Source organism: Lentilactobacillus senioris, assembly GCF_026798195.1.
In the GTDB taxonomy this organism is placed as follows: domain Bacteria; phylum Bacillota; class Bacilli; order Lactobacillales; family Lactobacillaceae; genus Lentilactobacillus; species Lentilactobacillus senioris_A.
Genome location: NZ_JAPQEZ010000003.1, coordinates 218558 through 234800 on the forward strand (window position 1 = coordinate 218558; position 16243 = coordinate 234800).

A 16243-nucleotide genomic window follows, 5' to 3' on the forward strand; every position below is an offset into this window, starting at 1 on the left:
AGTTCCTCCTTGTGATTGATTATACAACGTGAGCCTACCGAATCGAGGCGTTTAATTCTTCAGTTAAGTGTTTTTTAATTTTATCAAAAGCAGTGTTGACTTCTTCATCTTTCAAAGTGTCCTTAGGATTAACGTAGGTCAATGAGTAAGCCATTGATTTACGTCCAGCAGCTACTTTAGCGCCCGCATAAACGTCAAACAAATTAACTGCCTTAAGATATTGCCCACCACGCTTATTAATAATAGCCATTATCTGGCTGTTAGTAACGTCTTTAGCCACTTCAATCGCAATGTCTCGTTTGATGGCTGGATATTTAGCAACTGGTTCGTATTTGCTATCTTGTTTTGGCATATCAATCAATTCTTGTAAGTTGAGTTCAAATGCGTAAGTAGTCCCAATCTTATATTGCTTAGCCACTGAAGGATGAATTTCACCGATAAAACCAACTTCGTGTTCATGAACTAAGATTTTAGCGGTTTTACCTGGGTGCATTTCAGGGAATTCGTTAGTAGCAACGTATTCTACTGGTCCAACAACACTAAGATTAGTTAATAATTGGTTCACAATACCCTTTAGTTGATAGAAATCAGCTGGTTGAGCTGCTTGGTTCCAACTAGCAGAATCAAATTCACCAGAAATTACTCCGGCTAAATGTTCAACTTCGACTGGGCGAACTTGATCAACATCAGTTTTGTAAAAGACCCTACCTTGTTCATATAAAGCTACGTTTTTAACGTGATGAGCATTATTATAAGCCACATCATCTAACAAACCACTGATCAAGCTCATTCTTAAAACTGAGTGGTCTTGAGTCATCGGCCAGTTTAACTTGGTTAATTCGCTAGGCTGCATCAAGAACATCTTTGCTTTGTCAGCAGTAGTTAAAGAATAAGAAATAGCTTGCGTTAATCCTAGTCCTTCTAACGCATGGCGACTAGCTCGCGTAATTTTTTGTGCTTCTGTTAAACTACCAACGGTTTCTTGAGCAACCGGTAAGGTAGTTGGCAGTTCATCGTAGCCGTAAATTCTAGCAATTTCTTCATACAAATCAGCGGCTTCAAAAATATCCCAGCGTCGAAGCGGAACGGTTACCGCAATGGCTTCATTGTTAACCTGAGTTTCAAATCCTAACCGATCAAAAATAGCAATGATCTCAGCTTCTGTTAAGTCAGTTCCTAATACTTGGTTAACTCGGTTAACAGTAATGGAAATAGTTGGCGGAGTAGTTTGGAGTTCTGTGGCATTAAGAGTACCTTTGGCAACACTACCAGTAGCTAATTCTTGAATCCAAGCTGCGGCTTCATCTAAAGCGCGTTGAACGCCAGCAACGTTAATGCCGCGTTCGAACCGTTGAGCAGCTTCTGTGTGAATTACATGGTGCCGGGCGGTCTTTCTAGTACTAATTGGATCAAACACAGCGGCTTCCAAAACAATATCAGTGGTTTGATCAGTAACTTCACTATTTAAGCCACCCATCACCCCAGCAATTCCAACTGCACCATTTTGATCCGCAATTATAGTATCTGTACTAGTTAATTCATATTCTTTTTCATCCAAAGTTTGAATGGTTTCGTTTTCCTTAGCTTTTCGAACTTCTAGATGATTACCAGCTATTTTAGCTAAATCGTAAGCATGTAGTGGTTGACCATATTTCCAAAGGACGTAGTTAGTAGCATCTACCACGTTGTTAATTGGACGAATACCCGCTTGCCATAAACGAATTTGTAGCCATAGTGGACTAGGTTTAACTGCCACGTTATTAATTACACGAACTTTATAAGTAGGTGCTAAATCGGAATTAGCTAAAACCGTAATTTGTTCGTCGGTAGCCTGAGTACCATCTTCGGTCACTGATTTAACTTCAAAATGATCTTTAAGATCGTAAATAGCAGCCAGGTCCTTTACAGTTCCAAAAATGCTTAACATATCTCCTCGATTAGGAGTGACGTCAATATCAATCAAGGAATCTTCCATACCTAGGTAGGAATATACTGGATCTCCCAACACCGCATCATCCGGAAGGAAGTAAATACCATCAGCCCATTCCTTAGGTACAACGTCCTTAGCCATACCTAATTCTTCTAATGAGCATAGCATCCCACTAGATTCAATACCGCGCATTTTTGATTTCTTAATTTTAACGTTACCAGCTACACGAGAACCTGGTAAAGCTACAATAACTTTTTTACCGGCAGCGACGTTAGGGGCCCCACAAACAATTTGAAGGTTTTCAGCCTCACCCACATCTACTTGACACACATGTAAATGATCAGAATCTGGATGATCTTCTAAGGAGATAACTTCACCCACTACAATTTTCTTTAATCCATCCATGGGAACGGTAACTGAATCTACTTCAACAGCAGACCGTTCAATTTTTTCAGCTACTTCTTTAGCTGGTAAATCAAGGTCCAAGTATTCTTGAAGCCATTTGTAAGAAATTTTCATCTGTCTTTTTTACCCCTTTCGGTCAAATTGTGTTAGGAAGCGTACATCGTCTAAATAAAAATCACGAATGTCATCGACACCGTATTTCAACATTGCAAACCGATCAGGGCCAATCCCAAAGGCAAAACCACCATAAACATCTGGATCAACGTTAGCCATTCTTAAAACGTTAGGATGAACCATGCCGGCTCCTAACACTTCAATCCAGCCAGTATGTTTACAAATATCGCAACCTTTGCCCATACAGTTAAAACAAGTAACGTCTACTTCAACTGAAGGTTCCGTAAATGGGAAATAACTAGGCCGCAATCTAAAGTCAAATTTGCTCCCAAAGATATGATTGATCATGGTTGCTAACGTACCCTTTAAATCAGCCATTGTGATGTGTTTGTCAATCACTAAACCTTCAATTTGGTGAAATTGATGAGAATGAGTGGGATCATCAGTATCCCGACGGTAAACGATCCCTGGAGAAATCATTTTTAACGGACCAGCATTAAAATCATGCGTTTCTAAAGTCCGGGCTTGCATTGGCGAAGTTTGAGTTCGCATCAAAATATCATCTGAAAGGTAGAAGGTATCTTGCATATCTCTAGCGGGATGGTCCTTGGGCAAGTTCATCATTTCAAAGTTATACTTATCTTCTTCTACTTCAGGACCGGTTAGAACTTGATAACCCATTCCAATGAATAAATCTACCACTTGGTCAATAATCTGTTGAATTACGTGTGGTTGGCCTTGACGAACCGGAGTTCCAGGCAAAGTCACATCAATGGTTTCACTACTTAGCTTGGCCTGTAAAGCAAGATTTTCTAAATATTGTTTTTGTTGTTCAATTTTTTCAGTTAAAGCATCCCGAATTTCGTTAGCATAACTACCAACTACTGGCCGTTCTTCCACTGATAAATCCCGAATTCCTCGTAAAGCTGAAGTGATTGGTCCTTTTTTTCCGAGTAATTTCACCCGAATATCATTTAAGGTTTGGAGATCAGCAGCATCTGCAATTGATGTTAATCCTTGATCCTTAATCTTAGTCAACTCATCTTTTAATGACATATTGTTCTTCCTTTCTTCAACGCAGCCCACAAAAAAACTCCGCCCCCACAAAGGGACGAAGTCACGCGGTACCACCCTAATTTGCAGTTAAATTAATAACTACACACTTAAAATCAGTAACGGTGATCAACCGGCAAAATTTTCGTTAATAATTAATTCCCATTTTGCTGCTCCAACAGTGAATTCAACGACGCTTCGCCTTTTTCGCACCGCCCAAAAGGTCTCTGATTCCAGCAATTCGTTTACTACTTGTTATTATCGCAGTTTCTCTCAAAATAATAAGCTATAATAAAAAAATGGTCAAGTCGATTTAACAATCGGCTGGGTACCATTTTTCAGACCAGCTATGAATGGCAGCCATAATGGGAGCCAATTCTTTGCCTTGTTCAGTTAATGAATATTCCACAAATGATGATTCTGGTACGGAATACCGTTCTACGACCCCGTCTTCTTCTAATTCGCGCAATCGATCAACTAATACTCGATCGCTACATTTTTCTACTTGACGAGAAATTTCTCTAAAACGTAAAGTGCCTTCTTGAAGTAAGACATCAATAATTAATCCGTTCCATTTTTTGCCTAAAAATGAAAAAGTTTTTTCAAATTTCGGACAAAGATAATAATTGTTTAATTGTTCCATGGTTGGGTCAGCTTTCATTTCATGGTCCCTCTTTCTAAAAATTAACCAACGCTTTTAAGTAAGGCAGATACCTTATTTCTAATCGGAGTAAAGAATTCACGAACTGCTTCGTAATCGTCTACTAGTGAGACAATCATACTTTCTCGGTACTTAGGCCGAGCGGATGTTAGGCCCCACATATGTTTTAAAATGATATCACGTTCTTTAGGTGATAAACTAGTTACCTTTTCTGCATTTCTCAACGCCACTCTAGGGTGAATAAATGCGTGAGAACCTAAATCAAATTTAGTAGTACGCCAGTCATAATAAAACATATCATGTAATAGCCCTGCTCTGGCAGTGGCTTTGTAGTCCAAGTGCCGAGCTTTCGCAATTTTATAACTGTCAAATGATACTGAAATTGAATGCTCTAAACGAGTAGAGTTGTGATGCTGAGTGTACTCACCTAGTTTTTGAACGCTAGGGTCAGCTAATAAGTCAGAAACCAATGCAACGTATTCAGGATCGTTTTTCCATTCATTATTTAACATGCAATTCCCCTTCTCATTTTTTCTACCAGTATAATACTAGTAATTGAACCGAATAGCAACATATTTGACTATTTTTTTGTTAGTTGAAACATTAAAATTCCGGCAGCCACTGCTACGTTCAATGACTCCGCTTTCCCGTTCATGGGGATATATAGATTTTGGGTGGTGGCAGTTAAAATTTCTGCGCTAGTGCCGTTACCTTCATTCCCCATAATTAACCCGAACGATTCGCCAGTAGGTACTTGATCATAAGCTACTGCTTGAGGATTTAATTCAGTACCGTACGTAGGAATATCTTGGTGCTTAAATTCAGTTAACCATTCCAACAAATTGCCGCTTAAAAGTTTAATATGAAATTGACTGCCCTGCATAGAACGTACTACCTTGGGATTATAAAGGTCTACGGATCCGTCACCTAAAACCACTCCAGTCAGACCTGCTGCATCTGCTGTTCTAACAATCGTTCCAACGTTACCAGGATCTTGCAATTGATCTAATAGTAACCATTGACCATGTAAGTTGTTAGGAATCTTACTGGATTTATTATTTACTAAGGTCGTTGCAAACACCCCTTGTGGTGTTTTCGTGGATGAAATGTGTTTGGCTACTTCTTCAGTAATTTCATATCGCATAGTTGTTGTTGGCAGGCTTTTTAATTGATTCCAATCGTTAGGATCCACTACCATAATTTCAACCAGGTCAATCCCCGCTTTTAAGGCTTCAGAAACTAAGTGCCATCCTTCTAATAGGTAGGTACCACTTTCTTTGCGCCCTTTTTTAGTTTGTAGTTTGCTCCACCGTTTAACGTGGGAATTTTGATTTGACGTAATACGTTCAACATTTTGCATAGTTAAGCTCCTATATCTGAAAAAATATAATAATGAGGTGTTATTAATGGATTTAAAAACAATTTCAATTAACGTTACCGGTATCGTCCAAGGAGTGGGCTTTCGTTATTACACCATCAAGGCCGCCAGAAAATTGGCGCTGACCGGTTGGGTCCAAAATTTACCAGATGGTTCGGTTCAAATTACGGCAACTGGACCAGTCGAACAGTTAGATCAGTTTAGTGCAATTGTTAAAAAATCTCCTGCCCCTGCCGGTAAAGTAACTAATTTTACTATCAATTACTTACCCTACCATACTTTTGATGGTTTTAACGTTAAATATTAACTAAGTTCTTAGTTTAAATTGAAATAAAGCTAAATTTAAAGTAAGATATTTTTGTTTACTATATATCGGATAGAGAAAGGCAGATTAGATGAAAAAATTCAAACGAGGTGCAACCCTGTCATTATTGGGAGGCCTCGCATTAGTATTAAGTGGCTGTGTTCGAACTAAAAACGGTCACCCTTACGGTTTTGTATATGATTATTTAGCCAAACCAGCTCAACACGTGATGGAATGGTTAACGCAGTACGTTGGTAGTTATGGTTGGGCCATTATCGTTTTAACGGTGATTGTCAGAATGATTTTACTACCAATGATGGTTAGTCAAATGAAAAAGTCCACCATCCAACAAGAAAAGATGCAGTTAGTTAGACCCCAAATGGATATCATCACTAAACGCCAAAAAGCAGCTAAAACCCAAGAAGAACAAGCGGCTGCTAGCCAACAAATGATGAAACTGTACCGGGATAACGGTATTTCTATGACTGGGGGGATTGGTTGTTTACCCCTAATAATTCAAATGCCAATCTTTGCTGCTTTATATGCTGCAATTCGTTATTCACCAGAATTATCCCATACCGTTTTTATGGGCATTCGCTTAGGTGAAACCAGTTGGGTATTAGCCGTGTTGTCGTTTTTGGCCTACTTATTACAGGGATACCTATCCATGTTGGGGACCCCAGCCTCTCAAAAGAAGCAGATGGCATCTATGATGCTATTATCTCCCATCATGATTTTATTCTTTACCATGTCAGCTCCCGCTGGTTTAGGCCTTTACTTCTTTATTGGTGGTTTGTTCGCCTGCGTCCAAACTCTGATTATTAATCTATATCGACCAAAAATCAGACGCGATGTAGAAAAAGAAATGGGTGAAATCAAACAAGTCGTAGTTGATGATATTTCCACCCCCGTAAGTGAAGAACAAGAAGATCATAGTCTTCCTGCCACCCCTAAAAAAAATAATCGTAATCGCAATGCTGGTAAACAGCACAGAGATAAATAAAAAAAGCTTTGATTGTCACTTGGCAATCAAAGCTTTTTTTAATGTTGTTGATCAATTGGTAATTCTATTTGGAAAATAGAACCATAACCGGGTGAACTTTCAATCGAAATTTTACCGTGATAGGCATCAATTAAGCGAGCAGCAATCGAAAGTCCAAGACCATTACCACCTTTATTTCGACTGCGAGCTTTGTCTACTCGGTAAAAGCGATCAAATACCTTTTGTAAGTCATCAGCGGCAATTCCTTCCCCAAAGTCTTGCACAGCAATATTAACCATTGTTTGTGTTTTGGATAGTGACACGTGAATTTCTTTTCTAGTTTCTGAATACTTAACTGCGTTATCTAGTAAAATAATTAGCACTTGTTCCAAATGATTACGATAGATTTTAACAAATAAATCGCTATTGACATCATTGTCCAAAGTAATTACGAAATCGGGATGAATCATTTTGAAATCGTTATAAACTTGGTTGACTAGTTCAGACACATCAGTCACTTCTTCACCGTAGTTAACCTCTATTTGTTCTGCTCTAGACAAATCTAACATTTCAGCTACCAAGCTTTGCATTCGTTTAGTTTCTTGAAGCGAGGCCGTTAGGGACTCTGTTAAAATTTCTGGGTCGTCTTTTCCCCACCGCAATAGCATTTCCATGTGTCCCTGAATTACTGCTACTGGCGTTCGCAATTCATGGGAAACATCTTCCACAAATTGTTGCTGTTGATCGATGTAACGTTGCATTTGATCCAACATATCATTAAATAAATTTCCTAAAGCAGCTAATTCATCATGAGATTTAATACTAGGTACTCGAATGTCTGCATCTGGAGTTTTTTTAATTTCATTCATGGTATTTCTAATTTCATTAATGGGTCTTAGTAACCAAGCGGTTAGGATATAACCGAATAAAGCCGCAATTAAGACTGCTAAAATAATTAAAACTGCCGTTAAGGAAGCCACCTGGCGAACAGTGTTGTGGTAGCTATCTAATTTATCAATTACTTGAACGTAGCCCACTATTTGACCAGTTCGATTAATCAATGGTTGACGCCCAACTAGAATGGATTGATTGCCGTTCTTGATGGTGGTTACTTTTTGTTGTTTTACGGGATTAAACTTTACTACGTTATTTTTTCTAGAAGTAAATAACCGTTTGGAATTGGCGTTATATACTTCTAGAGTAACATCATGACGAACCAAATTAGTAGCTAAAGAGTCAGTATACCAATTTTTTTGTTGGTTAGGTCGTTGGTCTTGAAAAGCCAATGCTCCTTCGACAGAATCACTAGTTAATTGATTATTAGTATTTATTCTGGTAGTTACCGCTGTTAAAGTATTCCCTACTTGTGTACGCTCTTGCTGTAACAGGACTCCAGAAAAACGGTAAAATAATAACACCGTAAACAACGAAACAATTACTAGTACACCCACACCAGTCGCTAACGCCCATTTTTGTTTTAACGAGGCTTCGTGATTAATAATTTTTTTCCAAAACGTTTTCATGAACGCATCACATATCCCGTCCCTCGTACAGTTTGAATATAACTAGGTTGATCTGCTTTATCAATTTTATTTCTTAAGTAGCGAATGTAAACATCCACCACATTAGTTTCACTATCAGTATCGTGTCCCCACACTTGGGTTAATAAGAAATCACGAGATAGTACTGTATCAACGTTTTCCATTAGAATTAAGAGTAATTCGTATTCTCGTTTAGTCAAGTTAATTACTTCGTTATCCCGTCTAACGATACGCCCATTTTTTTCAATAGTAAGATCTTTAAATTGCATCTTGTCTTGTTGTTCACTAACTGCTGGCTGTTGTTTTTCAATCTCAATTCGGCGCAGTAACGCTCTAATTCTAGCTAGTAGTTCTTCAATAGCGAATGGTTTCACGATATAATCGTCTGCCCCATGATCAAACCCGGATACCCGATCAATCACCGAATCACGTGCGGTCATCATTATAATGGGGGTATTTTTCTTTTCTCGTAACCGTCTAGCCACCTCTAAACCATTTAATTCTGGCAGCATTAAATCTAATAAAATGACATCAAAATTTTCGTCAAGGGCTGTTTGCAGTCCCGTTCTGCCATCTATCGCTACTTGAATCTCATAGCCCTCATGTTTTAGCTCTAGTTCCACGAACCGGGCTAGGTTTTTTTCATCTTCAATGATTAAAATTCGACTCATTTAATGTTACTCCCTATTTCAACTTTTAATTTAGTTGGACGTAAGTTCTCTCTAATTTTAACATACTCTTCAGAGCTTTACAGGCGTTCTCAGCTGCTACACTATCGGAATTTAATCATTTATAAGTAAAAAATCAGTTAAATCGCCAAAAACATTGTTCATGATTTCACTTGAATTGCAGTATTATTTATGTTTTAATAATAGCGTTCCAAAGTTGAGATAAAGAGAGGTTATTTGGATATGAAAGCAGCAGTTGTAAGAGATTCAGTTGATGGTTACGTTGATATTAAGGATGTTGAACTCCGTCCCATCAAAGCCGGTGAAGCACTAGTTAAAGTTGAATATTGTGGATTATGTCACACTGATTTACACGTTGCCGCTGGTGATTTTGGTAAAGTGCCTGGCAGAATTATTGGTCACGAAGGAGTCGGCCGAGTAATTGAAGTTGCAGATGACGTTACTAACTTAAAATTAGGTGATCGAGTATCTATCGCTTGGTTCTTTAAGGGTTGTGGTCACTGTGAATACTGTAATACTGGCCGCGAAACTCTTTGCCGAAACGTTGAAAATGCTGGTTTTACCGTTGACGGTGCCATGGCTGAAGAAGTTATCGTTGATGCTAACTACGCAGTAAAAGTACCAGAAGAATTAGATCCTGTTGAAGCCACTTCCCTCACCTGTGCCGGGGTTACTATGTACAAGGCATTAAAAGTTGGTGAAACTCGTCCAGGTCAATGGGTTGAAGTAGTTGGTGCCGGTGGATTAGGTAATCTTGCGGTTCAATTGGCTCACAACGTTTTTGGTGCCCACGTAGTTGCTGTTGATGGTAACGAAGCTAAATTGGCTGCTGCTAAAGAAAATGGTGCTGATATCACTATTAACCGTCACGATCCAGATGTTGCTGAACAAATCCAAGCTAAAGTTGGTGGTGTTCATAACTCTCAAATTACTGCAGTTAATACAGACGCATTTACTACCTCTGTGAACGCTTTACGTCCAGATGGTAAACTAGTCGCGGTAGCCCTTCCTAAGGGTGATATGGCCCTTAATATCGATAAAACCGTATTAGATGGTATTCAAGTTGCTGGTTCGTTGGTAGGAACTCGCCAAGACTTAGCTGAAACTTTCCAATTTGGTGCTGAACAAAAAGTAAAACCAATCGTACAAACTCGTCGGTTAGAAGAAATTAACGACATCATCGATGAAATGAAAAATAACCAAATTGTTGGTCGAATGGTTATCGATTTTACCCAAGAATAATAATTAAATTGAAATTTTTCTTACAAAAAAAGCGGAAGATAAGGCCTTTAAGGTCTTACCTTCCGCTTTTTAGTTATTAAAAGGCAAAATAAAAACCCCCGTTAGAATCCATGGTGTTCTAAACAAGGGTTATTTATTATTTAACGTTCATAACCTGACGGCCATCGTAGTAACCGCAACTAGGACAAACTTTGTGAGATACACGAAGTTCGCCACAGTTTGGGCATGCGCTCAAGTTAGGAGTATCTAACTTGATATGGGTCCGACGTAAACGCTTCTTAGTTTTTGAAGTTCGACGTGCTGGTGTAGCCAATTCAAACCCCTCCTTTTTATAAAATATCCACTAGTGAAATTTTATGTCTAATCTTCACTATCATCAAAAAATTGAGATAGCTTAGCTAGACGTGGATCAACTTTTTTAGTATCTTCTTGGCGTTTTTGAAATTCCTCAGAACTCAAAACTTCCCAATCATTTCCCTTCGGCATTTCTTCATTACCGGCAATTTCGTCAGAAGATAAAACGATCATTGGAATTTGTAATACAATGTTTTCCGCTACGGCGTTATCAATGTCGATTTTTCCATCTTCACTGACCATGAATACCGCTTCTTCATCATCGTATCGTTGTTCCGCTGCCTTGCTGTTGACGTAAATTTCATCCATCTGAAAATTAACTGGTAAGTCTACTGGTTTTAAGGAACGAGTGGAAGGAACCGTCAAAGTACCTTTAACATGTAGTGAAGTTACTACATCGCCTTTATCAGTAAACGCTACTCCAGAAATTTTAAACTCAGATGCATCTAAAACTTGGTCTGGGAAACGTTGTAATAATTGTTGCTTAACATTAATAGTTTCATTAATCTCAAGCGGCCGATTGCTAGAGTAATCTTTAAGTTCGTTAAAATACAATTTCACTTCTAGTCCTCCAATGCAACATGTCTCATTATACTGACTACTTAAAAGCTTGTCAAGGTGAATTCCTTGATAGCATAACTAACTTAAATTAATAATTGGGTGGCGATAAAAATCCTGTGGTTGATTAGTTATCAACTGTCTTAACATCCCTGCTCGATAGTCCAATACCAATTCTTGTTTGCTTAAATCATCCGTTACCTTAGTAATTAATGGTAACTCCAAGTGTTTCTTTTCTTGATTTAAATAGGCTTGACCAACTTTGTTGAACCCCAAGATGCGTAAATAATCGTTAGGTAACTTCATTTCTGCATCATAGGCGTGCATTAGCACATAAACGCATAAACGTTGAATCCGAGTATAGGTATACCGCTTCGTTTTAACTCCTCGAAGAAATTCTGCAAAACTAGTTGCCTGCTTAGCTACCTGTTTTAGTCGATATTCAATTCCTTCGGTCATTTGATAGATGCGCCCTAATTCTGCAATAGGTGTAGCTACTAATTCATACCGTAATAGTGGCCAGAATGCTTGCCAAGTTACCATCTGATTATTAGTAATCAGTTGATAAGTAGCTGCCGGTAATTGCCTCTTTAATTTAGACCATTCTGTATCCTGAATCGCTGCTCTAATGGCTGAAGCACTACTAATGAATCCCGTAGTTAACTTAGTATCTTGATGATTACTTTCCAGCCGTTGAACCGGAACTAACTCAATATCAGCCCCTTGTTGGACCTTAGCATTAGCATAACTAAAAAATAAAATATCATTAGATTGGTTAACTGTAATTCCAGTCGCCTTGGTCAAATAATCACTATACTGCGTCGCAAATGTTTGATCAAACTGCTTAAATTGATCTTTATCTGGTTGATTAGCAATTAACTTTTGGTAATCCAAATTAGGCGTCTCCGCCCCAAATGATAGCCAAGTAGCATGAATAGCCTCAGCCAGTTTAACGCCCCCAGCAGCAAATAAATGGGCTGGTTGAACCGCATAATTAAACGGTAATTCCACTACGAGATCAACACCATTAGCTAATGCTAATTGAGCTCTTTGCCACTTATCAAACGCCGCCGGCTCTCCTCGTTGAACCCAGTTACCACTTAATAAAGCGATCACTACATCAGCTCCGGTTTGCTCCTTGGCTGCCTTTAATTGATACAGATGACCATTATGAAATGGGTTATATTCAGCGATAATCGCTACCGCTTTCATGCTACCCCTCCTTGATGCATTCAAAGAACCAGCGCTTAACTTTTTCCTTATAACCGTGTTTACCAAAATCGGTAGTCACGGTAACGGAGTTAAAGCCAGCGGCTTGCAACATTTGTTGATAGTCTTTAACTGCATAAGTTCTTTCCTGATGGAGTTCTTCATAACGTTCATAGTTATTTTGTTGTTCATCAAATTGAAAGAAACTCAATTCATGTTCAACAGAATGTGGCGCAAATTCACCTTGATAACTAGTCCACATAAATGCCCGATCGTCGTCTTGGTAATTGTACATATAACCTGGATAAACTTCATCAGTTTGATATGGTGTAATCACGTCGAATAAAAATTTTCCACCTGGTTTAACATGCTGATTAATTTGCTGAAATGCTTTGAGTAAATCTGTTTGATCAATCAAATAACACAATGAATCATCAAAACAAGTTACCACATCAAAAACTGGCAATTCAGAAAGATCTCGCATATCTACTTGCACTAAATTTGGCGTTAACCCCGCATTAATTAAATGTTCACTGGCTAATGCCAACATATCATCAGATAAGTCGCCACCAGTGACTTGATAACCATTAGACTGCAAAATAACTGCCAATCTACCGGTCCCACAAGCTAAATCTAAAATAGATTCATCGGAATTAACTCTTTTGGTAGTATATGCAGCCCACTTATCGTACATTTCTGGATCAAATAGGTCGTCATAAAATTGAGCAAATTCTTGGTAAATCATTATTCTGTGATCCAGTCCGTTACATTAAGCATTGGCGCATCAGACCAAAGTTTTTCTAAGTTATAAAATTCACGGGTTTCCTTTTGGAAGACGTGAACAATTACGTCACCAAGATCCACTAAAATCCATTCAGCTTTAGTTCGACCACTAACTTGATAAATTTTAACATCATTGTCTTCCATTTGATCAATGATATCTTCTGCAATGGCTTTAACTTGTCTGTTGGAATTAGCATCTACAATGACAAAATAATCGGCCATTAAGCTTTGTTGCATATCTAACACAACAATGTCTTCACCGCGTTTGCTATCAGCAGCTTTTACTGCTAATTCTGCTATTTTTTTACTATCCATTATTACTCCTTAATTTGTTCCGGTACCCAGGCATTATACGTGATGATAGTTTGCGGATATACCGGAAGTTTGTTTTCAATTAAATACGAAAGCGTTTGTTGAGTCTGACAGCTGACCCCAGCTGCTAAAGAAATCTCCGTAGCTTTTCGAGCTTTTATAACTCCCGGAAAATCCCTGCCAGGTTCAATATAATCTGCCATATACACAATCTGAGCTAATTTACTCATATATTGATGGCCCACAGTATGGTACTCCACCGCTTTTAAAATATCAATATTTTCAATTTGTAGTTCTGTTTTCACAAAAAGCCAACCAACTACTCCGTGCCAAATAGCATTGCCGTAATTCAACAACTCAGTATCTAAATGATATTGGTTAATTGCTTTAATAAAATCTGTATCTGGACGTTGTTTAGCATAATCATGGACCAAACCAGCAATACTTGCTTTTTCAACTGACTCTCCATATTTTTGCGCTAGTTGAATGGCAGTACGTTCTACCCGTAAAACATGGTTGAACCGACTAGTAGTTAGTGCTTCACGTAGTTTGGCCACTAACTCTGCCCTACTAAGTGGAGTGTACTTACCAGTATAAGTGATTTCTGGTTCTAGATTATTCATACAACTGATGCTCCTTTATATACTGTTCTACTGCCGTTGGCACCAAATAATTAATCGATTGATGCTGTTTAACTTTACTTCTAATTAACGTTGAAGAAATATCAACAAACGGCACATCTACCCAAATAATGGGATATGGTGATTTTTGTTCATATCCATGGCGTTTAACCCCCACAAAGTGAACCAAATTAACTAATTCATCAATTTGATACCATTTAGGAAGATATTCTACCATGTCACCACCGATAATAAAGTAGTATTCTGTCTCCGGATGAGCCTGATGAAGGGCCCTCATAGTGTCAACCGTGTAGCTGATACCGCCTCGAATAACCTCCATCATTTCAATGCAAAACTGAGGATTATCAGCAATTGCCCTATTAACCATTGCAACTCGATCTGCAGCCGGAATTGCTATTTTTTTATCGATGTGAGGTGGCGTAGCATCTGGCATAAACCGAATTTGTTCCAAACCCAATTGATTTAATACTTGGTCAGCAATAATTAAATGACCCAAGTGAATTGGATTAAAGGTACCACCTAAAATACCGATTTTACGTGAGACTTCATTTTTTTGCTTTACGGGCTGAGTTTCAACTACGGTTGTTGTTTGCCGTTGTGCATTTGCCATTTGATCGATCTCCTACATTTTAAATACGTCTTTAGAAATGTTTTGGTTTTCCTCATCTTCGGATGGCATAAATAATAATAGCACCCGACCGATGGTTTGAACCACGGTAATGTTACTATTTTTTTCAACGTAATTTTTAACGTCTGCAGTGGTTACGTCAGCGTTTTGTAGCACGTTCACTTTCATGAGTTCGCGTTTATTTAAGGCTCCGGTAACTTCTTGTAACCAAACTGGTGATAAACCGTTCTTACCAATTGAAAAGACCGGGCGATAACTATTAGCTAAAGCTCGTAAATAACGTTTTTGTTTTCCTCTAAGTTCCATGTAAACTCCTCTTTAAATCATTGCTGGTCGAATCAAAACGGCCACTCCCTCAGGAGCATATCCGGCAACCGTTACCCCGGCTGGGACTGTTATCCAACCAAGTCCTTCTAAAACAATGTCGCTTTTCTTGTCTGTCTTAAATTCGTGCCGCACTAATTTAGGAAAATCCGCTACATTCTCAGCAGTTGGTGGCGTTAACATTTCACCAACGTGTTTTTCGTAAAAGCTAGTAGCGTTTTCTAACTTGGTCCGGTGCACAAATAAGTTGTTTTCTACGTATAAGGTAAAGCCATGTTTAGCGTCTCCAGCCACGTAATCAAAACGAGCTACACCACCCAAAAAGAGTGTTTGAGCTGGATTTAATTGATAAACACGCGGTTTAATTGTTTTAGCTGGAGTAACTAATTTCAATTCTTTTCCGTTTAATAAATGAGCCATTTGTTCTGGTTGAATAATCCCCGGAGTATCTACAATCTTTTGACCATCATCTAACGGAATATTGATTTGATCTAAAGTAGTTCCTGGGAAACGAGAAGTGGTAATTAATTCTTGAATTCCAGTGGCCTGTTTAATGATTTGATTAATTAACGTGGATTTACCAACGTTAGTAACCCCAACTACATATACATCCTTACCATCGCGCAACTTATCAATTTGATTAAGCAATTGATCCACATTTTGGTTACTTTTAGCCGAAACTAAAGCAACATCTACTGGCCGAATTCCGGCAGCATTAGCTCGTTGTCTTAACCAGTCTTTTACCTTGCTAGTTTTAATTGAGCTTGGCAAGATATCTAGTTTATTTCCAACTAATAAAACATCGTTATTACCAACAAATCTATGCAAACCAGGAATTAAGCTACCGTTAACATCAAAAATATCAACTACATAAACGATTAATGAATTAGTATCTCGGATTTGGCTTAACAGTTTCAAAAAATCATCATCAGTTAAACTGACCGGCATAATTTCATTATAATGCCGAAGTCTAAAGCAACGTTGGCAATACACCTCTCCATTAGCTAATCCTTTATCTAAAGCTGATTGAGGAGTGTAACCCAGCTGATCTTTATCTTCTGTTTGCACCTTAGCTCCACAACCAATACAGTGAACTACTTGGCCTTCAAATACGACATCATTTGTTTCAGTCATT

At 38.4% G+C, this 16243-nt stretch carries 19 protein-coding genes and 1 other annotated feature; of the genes, 3 read left to right on the forward strand and 16 right to left on the reverse strand.

The annotated features are described in order from the left end of the window. Positions 1–34 precede the first annotated feature (34 nt). The 5 genes from pheT to OXT66_RS05165 form a co-directional block, all read right to left on the reverse strand. Positions 35–2449 carry a phenylalanine--tRNA ligase subunit beta gene (gene pheT, locus OXT66_RS05145; RefSeq protein ID WP_268596327.1) on the reverse strand — a complete coding sequence of 805 codons (2415 nt, stop codon included), beginning with the start codon at positions 2447–2449 and terminating at the stop codon, positions 35–37. 9 nt (positions 2450–2458) lie between these two features. Continuing rightward, positions 2459–3505: a phenylalanine--tRNA ligase subunit alpha gene (pheS, locus tag OXT66_RS05150; protein ID WP_268596328.1), complete on the reverse strand. Its 1047-nt coding sequence runs from the start codon at positions 3503–3505 to the stop codon at positions 2459–2461. 48 nt (positions 3506–3553) lie between these two features. After that, positions 3554–3773 (reverse strand) — a binding site (T-box leader). Between the two features lie 42 nt (positions 3774–3815). Continuing rightward, complete coding sequence (locus OXT66_RS05155; RefSeq protein ID WP_268596329.1) at positions 3816–4163, reverse strand: winged helix-turn-helix transcriptional regulator; 348 nt, start codon at positions 4161–4163, stop codon at positions 3816–3818. 23 nt (positions 4164–4186) lie between these two features. Beyond that, complete coding sequence (locus OXT66_RS05160) at positions 4187–4675, reverse strand: HD domain-containing protein (RefSeq protein ID WP_268596330.1); 489 nt, start codon at positions 4673–4675, stop codon at positions 4187–4189. A 68-nt stretch (positions 4676–4743) separates the two neighbouring features. After that, positions 4744–5523, reverse strand: a complete 780-nt coding sequence (locus OXT66_RS05165; protein ID WP_268596331.1) for a TrmH family RNA methyltransferase — start codon at positions 5521–5523, stop codon at positions 4744–4746. 46 nt (positions 5524–5569) lie between these two features. Between OXT66_RS05165 and OXT66_RS05170 the strand changes: the two genes are divergently transcribed. Both OXT66_RS05170 and yidC read left to right on the forward strand, forming a co-directional pair. Continuing rightward, a complete protein-coding gene (locus tag OXT66_RS05170; protein WP_268596332.1) occupies positions 5570–5848 on the forward strand; it encodes an acylphosphatase in 279 nt (92 codons plus the stop codon). Positions 5849–5936: 88 nt separating this feature from the next. Continuing rightward, positions 5937–6848 (forward strand): membrane protein insertase YidC, encoded by a 912-nt coding sequence (gene yidC, locus OXT66_RS05175; protein ID WP_268596333.1) that lies wholly within the window; start codon positions 5937–5939, stop codon positions 6846–6848. Positions 6849–6886: 38 nt separating this feature from the next. Here yidC and OXT66_RS05180 read toward each other — a convergent pair whose 3' ends face one another. Further along, on the reverse strand, positions 6887–8350 hold the full coding sequence (locus tag OXT66_RS05180) for a HAMP domain-containing sensor histidine kinase (protein ID WP_268596334.1): 1464 nt from the start codon (positions 8348–8350) through the stop codon (positions 6887–6889). Continuing rightward, positions 8347–9039, reverse strand: coding sequence for a response regulator transcription factor (locus OXT66_RS05185; RefSeq protein WP_268596335.1), 693 nt, complete (start codon positions 9037–9039; stop codon positions 8347–8349). Before OXT66_RS05185 ends, OXT66_RS05180 begins: the two co-directional genes overlap by 4 nt. 240 nt (positions 9040–9279) lie before the next feature. Between OXT66_RS05185 and adhP the strand changes: the two genes are divergently transcribed. After that, entirely contained in the window at positions 9280–10299 is a 1020-nt protein-coding gene (adhP, locus tag OXT66_RS05190; protein ID WP_268596336.1) for an alcohol dehydrogenase AdhP, read from the forward strand. Positions 10300–10435: 136 nt separating this feature from the next. Here the strand turns inward: adhP and rpmF are convergent, their stop codons facing one another. The 9 genes from rpmF to yqeH form a co-directional block, all read right to left on the reverse strand. Beyond that, positions 10436–10612, reverse strand: coding sequence for a 50S ribosomal protein L32 (gene rpmF, locus OXT66_RS05195; RefSeq protein ID WP_268596337.1), 177 nt, complete (start codon positions 10610–10612; stop codon positions 10436–10438). A 47-nt stretch (positions 10613–10659) separates the two neighbouring features. Then, the gene (locus OXT66_RS05200; RefSeq protein ID WP_268596338.1) at positions 10660–11214 is read right to left on the reverse strand and encodes a YceD family protein; all 555 of its coding nucleotides are present in this window, start codon (positions 11212–11214) and stop codon (positions 10660–10662) included. A gap of 78 nt (positions 11215–11292) precedes the next feature. Then, positions 11293–12423: a nucleotidyltransferase gene (locus OXT66_RS05205; protein ID WP_268596339.1), complete on the reverse strand. Its 1131-nt coding sequence runs from the start codon at positions 12421–12423 to the stop codon at positions 11293–11295. A 1-nt stretch (position 12424) separates the two neighbouring features. Beyond that, positions 12425–13165 (reverse strand): class I SAM-dependent DNA methyltransferase, encoded by a 741-nt coding sequence (locus OXT66_RS05210; RefSeq protein WP_268596340.1) that lies wholly within the window; start codon positions 13163–13165, stop codon positions 12425–12427. Next, positions 13165–13518, reverse strand: a complete 354-nt coding sequence (gene rsfS, locus OXT66_RS05215; protein ID WP_268596341.1) for a ribosome silencing factor — start codon at positions 13516–13518, stop codon at positions 13165–13167. Before rsfS ends, OXT66_RS05210 begins: the two co-directional genes overlap by 1 nt. A gap of 2 nt (positions 13519–13520) precedes the next feature. Further along, positions 13521–14138, reverse strand: a complete 618-nt coding sequence (gene yqeK / locus OXT66_RS05220) for a bis(5'-nucleosyl)-tetraphosphatase (symmetrical) YqeK (protein ID WP_268596342.1) — start codon at positions 14136–14138, stop codon at positions 13521–13523. Further along, positions 14131–14766 carry a nicotinate-nucleotide adenylyltransferase gene (locus tag OXT66_RS05225; protein ID WP_268596343.1) on the reverse strand — a complete coding sequence of 212 codons (636 nt, stop codon included), beginning with the start codon at positions 14764–14766 and terminating at the stop codon, positions 14131–14133. The genes yqeK and OXT66_RS05225 overlap by 8 nt, the downstream gene beginning before the upstream one ends. A 12-nt stretch (positions 14767–14778) precedes the next feature. After that, the gene (locus OXT66_RS05230) at positions 14779–15090 is read right to left on the reverse strand and encodes a YhbY family RNA-binding protein (protein WP_268596344.1); all 312 of its coding nucleotides are present in this window, start codon (positions 15088–15090) and stop codon (positions 14779–14781) included. 12 nt (positions 15091–15102) lie between these two features. After that, the gene (gene yqeH, locus OXT66_RS05235) at positions 15103–16242 is read right to left on the reverse strand and encodes a ribosome biogenesis GTPase YqeH (RefSeq protein ID WP_268596345.1); all 1140 of its coding nucleotides are present in this window, start codon (positions 16240–16242) and stop codon (positions 15103–15105) included. Between the last annotated feature and the right edge of the window lies 1 nt (position 16243).